Genomic DNA, 15,534 nt, shown 5'->3' on the forward strand with positions numbered 1-15,534 from the left:
CGTTGAAGCTCCGACTCCCTTTTGCGTTTTCCCCACCAGTCCCTCCCGCCTTCCGCCCTCGTTTGAGGGCGGCCCCGTTGAAGCCCCGTCCTCGCCGCGGCAGAGCACCTGCCCGTCCGCCTTCCGCCCTCGTTTGAGGGCGGCCCCGTTGAAGCCCGGTCTGAGCGTAGGGAGCGAAGGGCGGGTAGTCGGTGCTGTCCTTCCGCCCTCGTTTGAGGGCGGCCCCGTTGAAGCGACCTGTTCGTCCCCGCCTTGCTCGTCTACCCGCCCTTCCGCCCTCGTTTGAGGGCGGCCCCGTTGAAGCGCTTTGACAGGCCCCTCGCGTGGCCGTAGCCCGTCCTTCCGCCCTCGTTTGAGGGCGGCCCCGTTGAAGCTCGCCGATCGGAGCGGGGCTGGGGAAGGACATGTCCGCCTTCCGCCCTGGCTCTTGCGGTTCGAAAAGATCCTTCCGTCCCACGACAACGTCCCTGGAGCATCCTCACACAAAAAAACACCCGCCCCCCTCGATCCATCCCCGCCCCTCGCTCACTCCCCCCAGCGAGCCCAACGCATGCAATCCCCCAAGTTCATCCCGCCCAACCCGAACGCCGAGCTAATCCCCGTTCGAATGTGCAATGAGTTGGTCTATTGCGAACGCCTGTTCCACCTCGAACACGTCCAGGGCATCTTCGTCGACTCTGCCGATACCGTCACCGGTCGCGCCGAGCACGAGCGCGCCGCTCGTAGAGGCAGACGCTCGCGCAAGTCTACACAATCCCCAGAACCACCGCCTTGGCCCGAGCTGCCGCGGACCCTCGAATCGAACGCGTCCAACCTGGGCGTCTGCGGCAAGATCGACTTCCTCGAGGTCGAGGACAATCGCGCCATCGTCGTCGAGGCCAAGCACGGCAAGGCTCCCAGACCGGGACCGCAACAGTGGCAGGACATGGCTCTCCCCGAGGGGATCTGGCCCGCCGACACGGCGCAGCTCGGGCTCTACATGGCGATGCTGCGCGAGCTCGGCCTCGAGGTCTCCGAGGGCAGAATCTACTATCGACGATCTCGGACCTCCGTGACCCTCGAGTGGTCCGAGGAACTCGAGCGTTTCCTGCACGCGGTCATCCGGCGCGCGCGCGAGGTCACCGAGCTCTCGACACCTCCAGCGCCGCTGCGCGACAGCCCGAAGTGCCCTGGTTGCTCGCTGCATGGCGTCTGCCTTCCGGACGAGCACTATGCCTTGCTCGAGCACCAAGCCGCACCGCGGCGGCTGCCGATCGCCAGAGACGAGCGCAGCGTAGTCCACGTGACCTCCCCCGGCTCGGTGGTCCGCAAAGATGGTCAGGCTTTGCGCATCGAGACCCGCGACGGTGAAGATGTACGCGTCTTGCTCAAGGACATCTCGCACTTGTCGATCTTCGGGCCGTCGCAGGTCACCGCGCAGACCTTCTCTGGGCTGCTGCGCCAGGGCATCGGGATCTCGCATCACACCGGCGCCGGCACGCTCTTGGGGATCAGCCAGCCCCTGGCCACGCGCAACGTTGGCATGCGCAGAGCCCAATACCGCGCGGCCGATGACGAGCAGCGCTGCCTGAGCGTCGCGCGAGGGCTGGTCATCGCCAAGATCCGCAACCAGAGGACCGTGCTCCGTCGAGGGCTTCGCCAAGGCGATGACGATGGCGCCCCGCTCAGAGCTGCGATCGAGCGGATGAAGCCGGCGCTGCGCTGGGCGGAGCGTTGCGCCGACCTCGAGGTGCTCCGTGGCCACGAGGGGGAGGCCGCACGGACCTACTTTGGTGCGCTCCCGGAGCTGCTCCCGCCGGCCTGGCGAGGCGATCTCGCGGGCCGCTCACGGCGACCGCCACGCGATCGGGTCAACGCCATGCTGAGCTTCGCCTACACGCTCCTGGCCCGCGAGGCGATCGCGGCCATCGGCCGCGTGGGTCTGGATCCCATGCTCGGATTCTTTCACTCGATGATCCCGGGGCGCCCGGCCTTGGCTCTGGATCTGATCGAGCCATTTCGCCCGGCCTGGGCAGACACGGCGGTGCTGAGATTGTTGTCCACGGGCGGAATCGAGCGCGAAGACTTCAGCGTTGGCTCGTCGGCCGTCTATCTCAACGACGTGGGGAGGCGCAAGCTGATTGGCGCCCACGAACGGCGAGCGCGCGAGGAGACCCGCCACCCCCGCTTCGACTACCGCATGTCCTATCGCCGAATTCTGGAACTAGAGGTCCGCATACTCGGCAAGTTCTTGCTCGGCGAGATTGACGAATATTCTGCAATGTGGACACGTTGACATGCGCAGGCATTATCTGATTACCTACGATATAAGCAGCGAGCATCGCCTGCGCAGAGTCCACGGCATCGTCCGCGACTTTGGTCAACCCGTGCAGTACTCGGTCTTCCTCGCCCAGCTCGATGGCCTCCAAAAGGCCGAGCTCCTCCGCCAGCTCGGTCACGTCATTCACCATGAGCACGATCAAATCTTGCTCTTCGACCTCGGCCGCGCCCACGGGCGCCACGAGCTCGAGCTCCCCACGCACGAAGGCGTAGGCCGACCGCTCGCGGTCGAGACCAAGCGCGCCCTGATCCTCTGAATCACGAGTCCACACTCATGAGCACCGACGCGACCCCTCTCTCCCTCGATCTCCTGACCAAGGCCGTACAAGGCAGCGGCGCGGCCCTGCGCATGCGCGCGCGTCTGCAGCCCGCCGGTGGCCCCGGCGACAAGGTCTTCCCGCCCACCTACGCCGAGGGCCAGGACGGCAAGAAGCACGAGACCCGCTACGCCAGCGAGCAGCGGGTCATCGATGGGGAGCGCAAGCCCACGGTGCTCCTCGACTCGGTGGCCTCGCAGGCCAACCGCATGGAGCTCGCGCTGCTCGAGGCGCGGCGCCGTGGGCAGGCCAGCGTGCCGCTGATCGCCGTCGACTTCCGGCCGCACTTCCCCGACCTCGGCCTGCTGAGCACCCTCGAGGCGCCGCACCGGGTCTATGACGCGATCATGCGCGACAGCACCCTCGGGGGCGAGGCTTTCCGCGCTTCGACACTGGGCCGTCAGCTGACCGAGACCAACACGGCCGACGCGCGCTCGATGCTGGCGCACTGTCCCACGGCGCTGCTCTTTGGTGCCTGGGACTCGACGGGACCGCGCGGCGGCATGGGCAACAAGTTCCAGCGCGCGCTGGTCAGCGAGGTGGTCGGCGTCGACTTCGAGGCCGGGGCCAAGGTCGCCAGCCGCATCGACCCGCTCCAGAGCTCCGCGAGCGTGCGGCTGACGATCCCCAAGGAGAACTCCGACGACTGGAGCGTCGACGAGTCCGGCAAGTCCAAGCAGCGCCCCTCGGAGGTCAACCATTCAAACATCGCCCCCACCCGCGACGAGGAGTCGGGCGGCGTGACCTTCACCTACGCCCTGCATACGGCCGTGCTCTCGCTCCCCGCCCTCCGTCGCCTGCGCTTCGGCGACTGGAGCGACGCCCAGACCGACGCCGCGCGGACCTTGCTGGCAGCCCTGGGCGTGCTCTGCGTCGTCCTCCAGCGCCGCGAGGGCTACGACTTTCGCAGCCGCTGCTCGCTCGTCCCCGAGGGCCCCGCGCGCCTCGAGCTGGTCAGCGCCGAGGGCAGCGTGGAGGCGCTCTCGATCTCGGTGGACGAGGCCTTCGCTCTCTACGCCGAGGCCGTGAACGCGGCCAAGGCTCAGGGGGTCGACTGGGCCGAGGACGAGGTCCACCTCGAGCCGATGCCCAAGCTGATCCAGCTGATCACGGCCAGCCGCGAAGCCTATCGAGCTGGCACCGCCGAAGAAGCCTGAGTTGGAGCCGCACGATGCTGGCGCTTCGTCTCGAGCTGCTCACGGGCCGCTACGTGGCCTCGGAGTTCAATGATCGCAAGCGCGCCGAGTGGCCGCCCCACCCGGCGCGGGTGTTCTCGGCGCTGGTCGCCGCGTACTACGAGGGCGGTCGGCCGCAGGGGGGAGACAGAGCCCTGCGCTGGCTCGAGACCTTGCCGCCGCCGCAGCTGTGTTTCTCGGAGGCGGCCCGCCGCGACGTCAAGGCGCACTTCGTCCCGGTCAATGACAAGGCGCTCAGCGACGGGGCGCCGGTGCACAAGGCGTGGGTCAAGGTCCATGCGGCGCAGCGCGAGCTGGTGGCGCTCGCTGGTGGCGAGGGGACGCCCGATGCGAAGGCCAAGAAGGCCGCGGACAAGGCCCAAAAGGCGCTGGCCAAGGCCAACGAGGCGCTGCGCACCGCCTATGAGCGAGCCGGGGCCGAGGACAAGAAGCTCGGCAAGAACTTCACAGACGCGATCGAGCACGTGCTCCCGGCGAGCCGGACCAAGCAGCAGCGAACCTTCCCTTCGGTCACGCCCGACGATCCGGTGATCCACTTCGTCTGGGACGAGGACCCGGAGCCTGCGCTGCGCGAGGGTCTCGACGCTCTGGCCGCGGCGCTGGTCCGCGTGGGCCACTCGAGCTCCATGGTGGCGGCGTGCTGGACCGCGGACGCGCCAGCGCCCAGGTGGGTGCCGCGCGGCGCAGACGAAGAGGCCGACGAGGACGACGCGCGCCTGCGCTGGGTTCGGCCGGGGCAGCTCGACGCCCTCGACGAGCTCCACGCGGCGGAGCCCTTTGGCGAGCAGCGGGTGATGCCCTACGCGATCGCCCGCTACCGCGAGCACCGGCCGCTCTCACCGCGCTCGAGGTCGAGCTTTGCCCGGCACTTCGTGGTCCTGCGCCGCGTCGCCGGGCCGCGGCTGCCCATGCAGGCCACGGAGATCGTGGCCAACACGGTCCGCGCGGCGTTGATGAGCCACGGGGGAGATTCGACGCCAGCGCTGATCTCCGGTCACGGCGAGCGAGACCTGCCGCTCGAGGGGGACCACCTCGCGGTGGTGCCCTTGCCCTTCGTGGGCAGCGGCTACGGCAACGGCGAGCTCCTGGGGGTCGCGCTGATCCCCCCAGCTGGCCTCGAGCTCGACGCGCTGGAGCCTCTCTACGCCGCCATCGCGCGCTGGGAGGCGGCCCACGACGGCATGCGCAAGCAGGCGCGGGCGTGGCTGAAGCTCGGCAAGGACGGCGACTACGGCGTGTGGACGCTCGAGCGCTGCGTGGACAGGCCGGAGAGCCACAACCTGCGCGAGCGCACCTGGACCAAGGCCAGCAGGGTCTGGGCCAGCGCGACGCCGATGATCCTCGACCATCACCCCGGCTCTTTTCGCAAGCACCGCGAGCGCGCGGTGGCCAGGGCGAATGCGTCGATCCGTGCGGCCTGTGAGCGCATCGGGCTGCCGGCGCCGGTGGAGATCGAGCTCAGTCCTTCGCCCTTCTTTCGCGGCTCGATCGCGGCTCGGAGCATCCGCCGTCGCCCGGGCAAGGGCCACGATCCGCGGCCGCCGATGCACGTCCGGCTGCGCTTCGAGCATCCGGTCAGCGGCCCGGTGCTGCTCGGGGCGGGGCGCTATCGCGGCCTCGGTCTGTTTCGTCCGCTCGGAGGTGGGCTTGGCGTTGGGCTTGGAGGTGGGCGATGACCGCGTTGCGACCCGAGGACTTCGATGCCTTCATGCGCGAGGTCACCGGCTTCGAGCCCTTCCCCTGGCAGCGTCGGTTGCTGCGCGAGGTGCAAGCTCAGGGCTGGCCAGCGCTGCTGGACTTGCCCACTGGCGTCGGCAAGACCTCCGTTTTGTTGATCGCGCTCTTTCACCTGGCGATGGATCCTCAGCGGGGCTTTCGGCGGATCGCATTGGTGGTGGATCGGCGGATCATCGTCGACCAGGTCGATGGCTTCGCGCAGAAGACTCTCGACGCCTTGAACTCCGCGGATCCAGACAAGGCGATCAGCGCCAAGGTGGCCGAGCGCCTGCGCGCGCTGTCTTCGGACCCCGAGGCGGCCGCGCTGCACGTCGCCCACCTGCGCGGCGGCATCCCGCGTGACGACAGCTGGATCCAGGCCCCCGACCAGCCGACGATCATCGCGTCCACGGTGGATCAGGTCGGCTCGCGCCTGCTCTTTCGTGGCTACGGCGTCAGCGAGGGCATGCGGCCGATCCACGCGGGGATCCTCGCTCGGGATACGCTCTATTTCCTCGATGAGGTCCACCTGGCCACGGCCTTCGAGGAGACCCTCGCGCAGCTCGAGGATCGCTACGCGGGCTGGGCAGCGCGCGGCGAGGACACGGGCAGGCGCTTTGGGGTGGTGCGCATGAGCGCGACGCCGGGCGGAGACCCAGCGCGCGCTCGTTTTGTCCTGGATGATGACGACCGTGCGCACCCCGAGCTCGAAAAGCGTCTGAATGCCCCGCGATTGGCGAGCCTGGTCCAGGTCAAGACCGCGCGCAGCAAGGAGCCGGACGCGCGCGCGCGCAACCGCGAGAAGCTGGCGCTGGCCGCCTGTCAGCACGCGCGCCAGGCCGTGCAGGAGAGGGGGGCGCGGGGGATCGGCGTGGTCGTCAACCGCGTCGATACGGCCAGGCGGATCGCGGCTCGCCTGAAGGCGATGAAGCTCGGTGAGGTCTTGCTGATCACCGGGCGCATGCGGCCTTTCGAGCGTCGCGCCGTGGAGGCCGAGCTCGCGCGGAGCGTGGCGACGGGGGTGAGGCTCGATCAGGAGCGCAGGCCCACCTTCGTGGTCGCAACCAGCTGCATCGAGGCTGGGGCGGACCTCGACTTCGACGCGTTGGTCACCGAGGTCGCGAGTCTCGATGCGCTGCGCCAGCGCTTTGGTCGCTTCAATCGCCTGGGGAGGCACGAGCACACGGCCGCCTGGGTGCTGGGATGCAGCGATCAGCTGGGCAGCAAGGCCGCCGACGACCCAATCTATGGCGCGGCGCTGCGCGAGACCTGGGCGTACCTCGAGGAGGTCGCGTCGAGCGAGGGCAAGGCCAAGGTCGTCGACTTTGGACTCTCGGCCTTCGAAGAGCTCGAGAAGCTCGAGGACCCGGCGCGACGCGAGGCGCTCTTGCCCCCGCGCGCCGAGGCCCCGCTGCTCTTCCCCAGCTACCTCGACATGTGGTCGGAGACCCGACCGGCGCCCTACCCAGATCCAGACCCCGCGCTGTGGCTGCACGGCAAGCGCGAGCACGAGGAGCGGGACGTTCAGGTGGTGTTTCGGGCCGATGTCCCCGCGCCGCTGGCCGAGCCCCGCGGGCGGGAGCTGGAGTGGGCGAGGGAGGCGGTGGAGTTCTTGCCGCCGGTCGCCGAGGAGGCGGTGAGCGTGCCCAGGAGGGAGCTCGTCGACTGGCTGGGCAAGCAGGGCTTCGCGTGGCGGTGGACGGCCGAGGGCCTCGAGAGCGTGGCTGTCGAGACGCTCGGGGTCGGCGATACGGTCGTCGTCCCGGCGGGCCGCGGGGGCCTGGGCAGCGGGACCTGGGACCCCGCCGCGAGCGCAGCCGTGGAGGACGTCGCGGAGCAGGCCCTGTTCGCGCTGCGCGGGCAAGCTCGGCTGCGCATCGACGCGCGCTGTCTGCCGCCCGCGCTGAGGGAGGGCTTGCCTGCGCCCTCGCGCTCGGGGGATCCGGAGGCGCTGGAGGCTGCGCGCGAGGTCGCGGGGCGCTGGCTCGACGGCCTGGTCGACCTGGTCGACCTGGTCGAGCGGGCGCCGGCCCTCGGCGAGGCGGGCGAGCTCTCGGCGTCATGGCGAGCGCTGCTGACGGCGATCGGCGAGTCGACGCCCGAGGCGCGAGCGCTGACGATCGCCGAGGGGGAGGAGGGCCTGGTGTGGCGGGTGGTCGTCGAGCCCACCCAAGGTGTGGCGCTCGAGGTCTCGAGCGAGGACGCGGTCTCGTCCTTCACGGGTCTCGAGGTCTCGCTGAAGGATCACCTCGAAGACGTGGAGGCCTGGGCCGGCGAGTTCGCGCGGCAGGCAGGCTTGCCCGAGGCGCTCGCCCGAGACCTCGCCCTCGCGGGTCTGCTCCACGATCTGGGCAAGGCGGATCCGCGCTTTCAGGCGCTCTTGCGCGGGGGAGACCTGATCCGCGCGGCGGGCTCGGGCCTGCTGGCGAAGTCGCAGCAGTTTGGCTCGCGAAGCGAGCGGGCGCGGGCGCAGGCGCGCAGCGGCTGGCCGCTGGGGCTGCGCCACGAGCTGGTCTCCCTGGCCCTGCTCGACGCCAGCGAGGCGCTGCAACAAAAGGCCAGCGACCTCGAGCTCGTGCGCCACCTGGTGGCCAGCCACCACGGCTGGTGCCGGCCCTGGGCGCCGACCACCCGCGACCCCAAGCCGCAGCGGGTCAGGGTCGAGGTCGCGGGCATCACCGCGGAGGTCTCGACCGCGGCCCTCGACGACGCGTTCACGAGCGCCTGCGCGGCCCGCTTTCGTCGCCTGTGTCGCCGCTATGGCTGGCACGGCCTCGCCTACCTCGAGGCGCTGCTGCGCCTCGGAGACCATCGCGCCAGCGCCAGGCCAACGCTGCGACCGAAGAAGGAGCCGTCATGAGCACCCACGAGATTCGCCTGACTGGCCTCGACGCCCAGGACCCGCTGGGCTTCTTGGCTGCGCTGGGCTGCCTGGCCGCGCTCACGGAGCAGCTTCGCCGGGCGGGGGAGCCCGAGCCCGCGATGTACTTCGAGCTCGACGCGGCGATACCGGTGCCGGTGCTGTGCAGCGCGCTGGCCGATGGCGACGCAGTGATCGAGCTGCTCCAGGCCGACCTCGACGCCCTCGCGGGCCGCGGCCGTGACCATGACCGTGACCGTGACCGTGACCATGAAGAAGACGGGCCGGATCCCTTCTTGGCCTTCTCCTACGCGGACGACAAGGGCAACCAGGTCCGGGACCTCAAGCCCAAGCCCGCGGACTTTCGACGCGTCGCGCAGGAGTGGATCGCCGCGGCCGAGCCAGGGGCGCGGCGCAGCGTGGACTGGGCGGCGGCGGTGCTCACGGACGTGGCCACCGACAACAATGGCAACGCCAAGCCCTTCGCGCTGCACTTCACCGCCGGGCAGCAGCGCTTTTTGACCATCGCCCACGAGCTCATGCACGGGGCCGGGAGCAAGCCCCGCGAGCGCGGGGTCGACCGAGAGGACCTGCGCGCCGCGGTGTTTGGGCCGTGGCCCAACGATCGCCAGCTCAAGGTGTTCAGCTGGAGTCCCACGCAAGACCGTCCCTACGCGCTGCGGGCGATCGACCCTTCGAGCGATCAAAAGCTCGGCACGCCGGGCGCGGACTGGCTGGCGCTGCGCGGGCTGGTGCTGCTGTCGAGCGCGCCCTCGAGCGCGGGCAGGCGGTGGGGGATCCGCACGGGCGGGGTCGAGGGTCGCTGGAAGGACGGGCGCTTCAGCTATCCGCTGTGGCCGCGGCCGCTCGGTGAAGACCTGGTGCGCTCGCTGCTGCGTCACCCCGCCGTCTGCGAGAAGCCCTCCGCCAGCGCGCTGCGCAGCTTGCCGCGCGGGGTGGAGGTGCTGACTTGCCGGATCTCCCGCTCCGAGCAGGGCGGCTACGGGGCCTTCTCGCGGCCGACGCGACACTGAGCCCAGCTCGGGTCCACGCCGCGCTCAGGCCATCGCCTGTAGCCGAGCCGCGAGCGCGTCGCGGTCGAGATCTGCGGGGATGCGATAGGCCAGCAAGGTCCCGGTCGCGGCGAAGTGCGCGGAGAGCTCGCTGGTCGAGGTCGAGGTCGTCAAGGTTGGCGCGGGCATGAGTGAACCACTCGCGGTCGGCCGAGACTACTCCGCCGTGACCACTGACTTGATCCACAAGCTTGGCCCCTTCATTGCGGCCATGACGCTCCCCCTGCTGCTGACTGCCTGTCCCGACGTGGCCGCCGAGGACGAAGGCGAGGAGGTCGACGAGACCGCTGACGAGACGACTGACGAGACCGACACGGGCTCGGAGTCGACGACCGGAGACGAGACCGAGACCGGCGAGGAGGAGCCGGGGGAGTCGGGTGACCCGATAAACGAGGGCACCGAGGGGCAGGACGAAGAGACCACCGGCGGGAACGAGGAGATCGACCCCGAGGCCGAGGCGCTGTGCACCACGGCCTGCGAGCTGTTCGAGAGCTGCGGCCAAGACAACATCGATTGCTTCGAGAGCTGCGTCGAGTATTTCGGGGGCTTCTCCGATGACCAAGAGTGCCTCGACGCCGGCAAGGCGCTGACGGAGTGCATCGGCGGCCTGACCTGCGGGGAGGTCGAGCAGATGATGCTCGAGGAGCCGCAGCCCTACCCCTGCCAGGCCGAGCAGGAGGCGGCCTGCGAGCCAGAGGTGTGCACCGTGGCCGCGGGGGTCGGGGAGGAGTCGCAAGAGTGCGAGCTGAGCATCGACTGCGAGGGCGATCCCCTCTACTCGGTCGAGTGTGACGCCGAGGGCTGCATCTGCTTCGAGGATGGCGCGGAGCTCACGACCTGCGCGCTCCAAGAAGAGATCTGCGGGAGCTCCGACGCCGACCTGATCTACACCTGCTGCTTTGGCTGAGCTCGAGCCGCTAACGCGCGGAGCGGGGGCCGACCATGCCCATGCGCACGCCGGTCTTGGGGCCCAAGGTCACGTTGCGCCGGGTGATGGCCACGGGCCCCGGTTCGCGCAATTCGAATGTCCACTCGCGGAGCATGGTCGCGAGGGCCAGACGCGCCTCGTAGTGGGCGAAGGCCGCCCCGATGCAGCGGCGCTGGCCGCCGCCGAAGGGCAGGTATTCGAAGGGGCCGGGCTTGCGCTCGAGGAAGCGCTCGGGCCGAAAGCGCTCGGGCTCGGGGTAGAGGTCGGGGCGGTAGTGGACGGTGGCGACGGCCGCCATCACGGTGATACCGGCGGGCAGGTCGTAGCCGGCGAAGTGCCACGGCTCGCCGAGCTTGCGGGAGACGATCTCGGCGGGCGGGTACATGCGCAGGAGCTCGTCGATCACGGCCCCGAGGTAGGGGGCCTTGGCGATGTCCTCGGGGGCGGGGTCGGGGCCGAGGGCGTCGAGCTCGTCGAGCAGCCGGGCCTCGACCTCCGGGTGGCGGTGGACGGCGTCGAGGGCCCAGGCCAAGGTGATCGCGGTGGTCTCGTGGCCGGCGAGGAGCAAGGTCCGCAGCTCGTCGCGGATCTCGGCGTCGGACATGCGCGAGCCGTCCTCGTAGCGCGCGCAGAGCATCATCGAGAGGATGTCTGCGCGGGACTCGGCCGTGTCGCGGACGCGATCGATCTGGTCCTGGAGCAGGCGGTCGGCGGCCTCGAAGCGGGCCTTGTAGGTGGCCCAGGGGCCGAGGCCGAAGGGCGCGACTTGGGTGGCCTTGGCGAAGAAGAACACCGGCTTGGCGGCGTCGAAGGTCGCGGCCGTGGCCCGCATGTGCGCGTCGATCAGCGCGCGATCGTCGACGCCGAACACGGCGCGGATGATGACCTCGAGGGAGATCGCCTGGGTGCGCTCGATGGCCCGGAAGCCCTCGCCCGGACGCAGCGCGGACATGGCGTGGCGCGTGGCCGCGATGATCGCCTCGCCGTAGGCCCGCATGCGCTCGCCGTGAAAGGGCGGGTTGAGCAGCTTGCGCTCGCGGCGGTGGGCCTCGCCGGTCAGCAAGAGCAGCGAGTGCCGACCGATGATGGCGGCGACCGACGAGCTGGCGAACACGTCGAAGTTCTCGACCTGCCTGTAGGTGAAGAGCTCGCGGATGTGCTCGGGCTCGGCGGTGACCACCACCTGACCGTTGAGCGTCGAGAGCGAGTAGGGGTCGCCGTAGCGCGCGCGCATCTTCGCCATGAACTCGAAGGGGTGCAGGGCGGAGTGGTAGGTGTTGCGCAGCGTTGCCCGGGATCCTGGAGGGAGCGTACCCATCTGCGCGATTTTAGCAGCGGGTGTCAGGAGGGCTCGTCGTCTCGTCCGAGCTGGACGCGCAAAAAAAGAGGCCCACGTCGCTGCGTGGGCCTCTCGCTCGTCCGCTCGCCGTGGGCGAGCTGGGATCAGATGGTCTCGATGATGCCGCGGCGCTCCAGCGCCCGCATCAGCCGGTCGACCTCGCGCTCGATATCGAGCTCGTCGCCGTCGACCATCACGTCGGGGTCATCGGGCGGCTCGTAGGCGTAGCTCGCCTCTTCGGGGTCGCGGCCGAGGGCCTCGAGGCGGCTGCGGCAGGTCGGGAGCTCGGCGTCGAAGAAGGCCTCGATGAACTCGAAGCGCTCGCCGAGGCGCTCGCGGGCGCGGTCACGATCGCTGCGCGCCGGCGAGGTGAAGGCCACGATCACGAGCATGCCGGAGTCGGCGGCGAGCTCGGCGGCGTCGATCAGGAAGTCCAGGGCCTTGCCCTGGGCCTGACGCTCGACGCGGCTGATCCGCCGCGGGTCGAAGACATAGGCCTGGTGCCCGGCGTCGAAGAGCCGGCGCTCGAGGGAGCGGGCGACGACGATCTTGCCGGTGCCGGCGCGGCCGGTCATCCACAGCACGGCTGGCTTTTGGCGGAAGCGAGCGGCGCGCTCCTCCGCGCTCAGGGCCGCGGCCACGGCCCGGCCGTCGTCCTGGTAGTCCTCGCCGTGGCCGCGGATCATCCCGGCGGCGATGGTCACGTTGCTCACGCGATCGATGATCACGAAGGAGCCGGCGGTCTTGTCCCGCACGTAGTCGTCGAGGATCAGCGGCCGGTTGAGGCTCAAGGTCACGTCGCCGATCTCGTTGAGCGCCAGGGTCTGGGTGGGCACGCGCTCGAGCGTGTCCATGTCGACGCGGTGGTCGACGGCCACGACCGTGCCCGAGACCAGGTTCGTCATGTGCTTGATCAGGTACTGGCGCCCGGGCTCGAGCGGGATGTCGTGCATCCACACCAGCGTGGCCTGGAGCCGCCGGCTGACGTGCAGGTCGTTGTCGACCCGGGTGATCACGTCGCCGCGGCTGATGTCGATCTCGTCGGCGAGGGTCAGGGTCACCGACATCGGGGCGAAGGCCTCGGGCAGATCCCCGTCCCAGGTCACCAGGCGCTCGATCTTGCTGGTCTTGCCCGAGGGCAGGACCTTGATCGCGTCACCGGGGCGCAGCGAGCCGGCGGCCATGGTCCCCGCGTAGCCGCGGAAGTCGAGGTTCGGGCGCGAGACCAGCTGGACCGGGAAGATCGGGCGATCCTCGTCGCCGGCGCTGGCCAGCTCGATGGTCTCGAGGTGCTCGAGGATCGGCTTGCCGCCGGCGGCCGCGAACCACGGGGTCTTGTCCGAGGCCGCGACGACGTTGTCACCGAGCAGCGCGCTGACCGGGAAGAACTCGACCTTGGCGAAGGCCAGCTGCCCCGTGAAGGCCCGGAACTCGGCGACGATCGCCTCGTAGGTGCCCTGGTCGAAGTCGACCAGGTCCATCTTGTTGACCGCGACCAGCAGGTGCGGGATGCCGAGCAAGTTGGCGATGTAGGCGTGGCGCCGGGACTGCTGGAGGACCCCGAGGCGGGCGTCGATCAAGATGATCGCGGCGTCGGCCGTGGACGCGCCAGTGGCCATGTTGCGCGTGTACTGCACGTGGCCCGGGGTGTCGGCGATGATGAACTTGCGGTGCTTGGTCGCGAAGTAGCGGTAGGCGACGTCGATGGTGATGCCTTGCTCACGCTCGGCGACCAGGCCGTCGGTGAGGTTGGCGAAGTTGATCACCTCCTCGCCCTCACCCTCGCCGCTGGTCACCGCGGCGAGCTGGTCCTCGAACACGCCGCCGGTCTCGTAGAGCAGCCGGCCGATCAGCGTGGACTTGCCGTCGTCGACGGAGCCGATGGTCACGAAGCGCAGCAGCGTGCGCGACTCGTAGTCGGCGAGGAACTCGAGGGTCTCCTGGTCGCTGCTGTCGGGGGCGGGGATCGTCTCGATCAGGCTGCTGACGGGGCGATCTTCGGCCGCGGGCGGCTTGGCGGGGAAGGGGTAGCTGCGGTGCTCGACGGCCATCAGAAGTAACCCTCCCGTTTCTTCTTCTCCATGGAGGCGTCCTCGTCGCGGTCGATGACGCGACCGGCGCGTTCGCTGACGGTGGTGGTCAGCATCTCGTGAATGATCTGAGGCACAGTGGTCGCGTCGGACTCGATCGCGCCGCTCAGCGGATAGCAGCCAAGGGTGCGAAAGCGCACCATTTGCATGCTGGGCTGCTCATGGGGCTCCAGTCGCATGCGATCATCGTCGACCATGATCAATGTTCCATCACGATCGACGACGGGGCGTTTTGCCGCGTAGTAGAGCGGGACGATCGGTATTTGTTCGAGGTGGATGTATTGCCAGACATCCAGCTCTGTCCAATTGGACAGTGGGAAGACGCGGATGCTCTCGCCCTTCTTGTGGCGGCCGTTGTAGAGCCGCCAGAGCTCCGGGCGCTGATTTTTCGGGTCCCAGGCGTGGTTTCGGTCCCGGAAGCTGTAGACGCGTTCCTTGGCCCGGGAGCGCTCCTCGTCGCGTCGTGCGCCACCAAATGCCGCGTCGAAACCGTATTTTGTCAGGGCCTGCTTGAGCCCGTCGGTCTTCATGATGTCCGTGTAGGCCGCGCCATGGTCGAAGGGGTTGATACCTTCGCGAACACCATCTTGATTGATATGCTCGAGGAGTTCGAGACCTGACTCACGACAGAGCTGATCTCGGAAGCTGATCATCTCGCGGAATTTCCACGTGGTGTTCACGTGGAGCAGCGGAAAGGGCAGCGGACCCGGCCAGAAAGCCTTCTGGGCGAGGCGCAGCATCACCATCGAGTCCTTGCCGATCGAGAACAGCATCACCGGGTTTTCGAACTCGGCGACGACTTCTCGGATGATGAACAGGCTTTCGGCTTCGAGTTGGCGTAGGTGCGTGAGACGGCGGGCGTCCATCGGAGGCGGAGGGTACTCGCTGGAGGTCGGGTGCGGAAGGGTGCCCCACAAAAGGGGCTTGGGGCGTTTTGCCTCATGCCGAGGATGCCGCGCAATGGGCTCTGAGCGCGCTGGAAAGGGCTTGCGCGCCGCTCCGCCGTGGTGGTAGCGTTCCGACCGCTTTCGTTGCCGTTTCAAAAGAGTTGGGCAACGGTGTTCAACTCAACCCAGGAGAGAGCGAGAGGCCAGATGAAACGACCGGATCGTGACTTCATCTTTGTCAAAAGCGATAAGTGCAACGCAGTTGTCGATGCCCGGCATTTTCCGTTGATGTTCACATTCACGGATGGCGAACTCACGATTCCTGTCTATGATGTCTTTCTGAAATTCCGTGCTGAATGGGCTGACTATGCTGCCTCGGTCGGGACGCGGGTTTACATCATTGGCATCATCGAGAAGATGTCGCCTCCCCCTTCGACGGTCCGCAAGTACCTCGCGGAGTCGCTGAAGAACGACACGGAAAACCCCGGGCTGCTCGGCTCGGTGACCGTGGTCCCCAACGCCCTGATGCGCGGTGTGATGACCGCCGTCCTGTGGGTCGCGGGCAAGGAGCGCTCGGGCATCTCGGAGTCGAAGGCCGACGTGCCCGCGGCCTGGGGCGACGCCGTCAAGGCTTGGGAGGCCATGGGCCTGCAGCCGCCGGACTTCGATCCCACGACCTGGTCGCTGCCCAAGGAAGAGGACGCGGAGCCCTCGCAGATCGTCTACGTCAAGACCTAGACCCTGCTGAGGTGCGCGCCTGGCCATCCGTCGGGCGCCGCGCAGCAACTGTCGCGTAGCAACTGTCGCGC

12 protein-coding genes and 1 CRISPR repeat array (1 of these 13 cut by a window edge) are annotated in these 15,534 nt (G+C 68.9%); of the genes, 8 read left to right on the forward strand and 4 right to left on the reverse strand.

Annotated elements, in window-relative coordinates:
* Positions 1–447: a CRISPR direct-repeat array (repeat unit 36 nt; unit sequence CCTTCCGCCCTCGTTTGAGGGCGGCCCCGTTGAAGC) (it extends 1,710 nt beyond the left edge of the window).
* A 160-nt stretch (positions 448–607) separates the two neighbouring features.
* Genes cas1 through G6O69_RS18305 form a run of 6 tightly spaced genes read left to right on the forward strand, consistent with a single transcriptional unit; the run spans position 608 to position 9,442 of the window.
* Entirely contained in the window at positions 608–2,275 is a 1,668-nt protein-coding gene (cas1, locus tag G6O69_RS18280; RefSeq protein ID WP_176396937.1) for a CRISPR-associated endonuclease Cas1, read from the forward strand.
* Between the two features lies 1 nt (position 2,276).
* Complete coding sequence (gene cas2, locus G6O69_RS18285; RefSeq protein ID WP_172304786.1) at positions 2,277–2,576, forward strand: CRISPR-associated endonuclease Cas2; 300 nt, start codon at positions 2,277–2,279, stop codon at positions 2,574–2,576.
* Positions 2,577–2,593: 17 nt separating this feature from the next.
* A complete protein-coding gene (gene cas7u, locus G6O69_RS18290) occupies positions 2,594–3,793 on the forward strand; it encodes a type I-U CRISPR-associated RAMP protein Csb1/Cas7u (protein ID WP_172304787.1) in 1,200 nt (399 codons plus the stop codon).
* Positions 3,794–3,807: 14 nt separating this feature from the next.
* On the forward strand, positions 3,808–5,508 hold the full coding sequence (gene csb2, locus G6O69_RS18295) for a type I-U CRISPR-associated protein Csb2 (RefSeq protein ID WP_172304788.1): 1,701 nt from the start codon (positions 3,808–3,810) through the stop codon (positions 5,506–5,508).
* The gene (gene cas3u / locus G6O69_RS18300; protein WP_172304789.1) at positions 5,505–8,408 is read left to right on the forward strand and encodes a type I-U CRISPR-associated helicase/endonuclease Cas3; all 2,904 of its coding nucleotides are present in this window, start codon (positions 5,505–5,507) and stop codon (positions 8,406–8,408) included. The genes csb2 and cas3u overlap by 4 nt, the downstream gene beginning before the upstream one ends.
* Positions 8,405–9,442 (forward strand): hypothetical protein, encoded by a 1,038-nt coding sequence (locus tag G6O69_RS18305; protein WP_172304790.1) that lies wholly within the window; start codon positions 8,405–8,407, stop codon positions 9,440–9,442. Before cas3u ends, G6O69_RS18305 begins: the two co-directional genes overlap by 4 nt.
* A 24-nt stretch (positions 9,443–9,466) precedes the next feature.
* Here the strand turns inward: G6O69_RS18305 and G6O69_RS18310 are convergent, their stop codons facing one another.
* On the reverse strand, positions 9,467–9,610 hold the full coding sequence (locus G6O69_RS18310) for a hypothetical protein (RefSeq protein ID WP_172304791.1): 144 nt from the start codon (positions 9,608–9,610) through the stop codon (positions 9,467–9,469).
* On the opposite strand from G6O69_RS18310, the gene G6O69_RS18315 reads away from it, so the two are divergent.
* Entirely contained in the window at positions 9,609–10,388 is a 780-nt protein-coding gene (locus G6O69_RS18315; protein ID WP_176396938.1) for a hypothetical protein, read from the forward strand. The genes G6O69_RS18310 and G6O69_RS18315 overlap by 2 nt on opposite strands.
* A 10-nt stretch (positions 10,389–10,398) precedes the next feature.
* Here G6O69_RS18315 and G6O69_RS18320 read toward each other — a convergent pair whose 3' ends face one another.
* The 3 genes from G6O69_RS18320 to cysD all read right to left on the reverse strand — a co-directional run bounded on the left by G6O69_RS18320 (position 10,399) and on the right by cysD (position 14,704).
* Positions 10,399–11,727 carry a cytochrome P450 gene (locus G6O69_RS18320; RefSeq protein WP_172304793.1) on the reverse strand — a complete coding sequence of 443 codons (1,329 nt, stop codon included), beginning with the start codon at positions 11,725–11,727 and terminating at the stop codon, positions 10,399–10,401.
* A 125-nt stretch (positions 11,728–11,852) separates the two neighbouring features.
* Positions 11,853–13,799: a bifunctional sulfate adenylyltransferase subunit 1/adenylylsulfate kinase gene (locus G6O69_RS18325; RefSeq protein ID WP_172304794.1), complete on the reverse strand. Its 1,947-nt coding sequence runs from the start codon at positions 13,797–13,799 to the stop codon at positions 11,853–11,855.
* On the reverse strand, positions 13,799–14,704 hold the full coding sequence (gene cysD, locus G6O69_RS18330; protein ID WP_172304795.1) for a sulfate adenylyltransferase subunit CysD: 906 nt from the start codon (positions 14,702–14,704) through the stop codon (positions 13,799–13,801). The genes G6O69_RS18325 and cysD overlap by 1 nt, the downstream gene beginning before the upstream one ends.
* 438 nt (positions 14,705–15,142) lie before the next feature.
* Between cysD and G6O69_RS18335 the strand changes: the two genes are divergently transcribed.
* Positions 15,143–15,463 carry a hypothetical protein gene (locus G6O69_RS18335; RefSeq protein ID WP_172304796.1) on the forward strand — a complete coding sequence of 107 codons (321 nt, stop codon included), beginning with the start codon at positions 15,143–15,145 and terminating at the stop codon, positions 15,461–15,463.
* The last annotated feature ends 71 nt before the right edge of the window (positions 15,464–15,534 follow it).

This window comes from Pseudenhygromyxa sp. WMMC2535, from assembly GCF_011083025.2.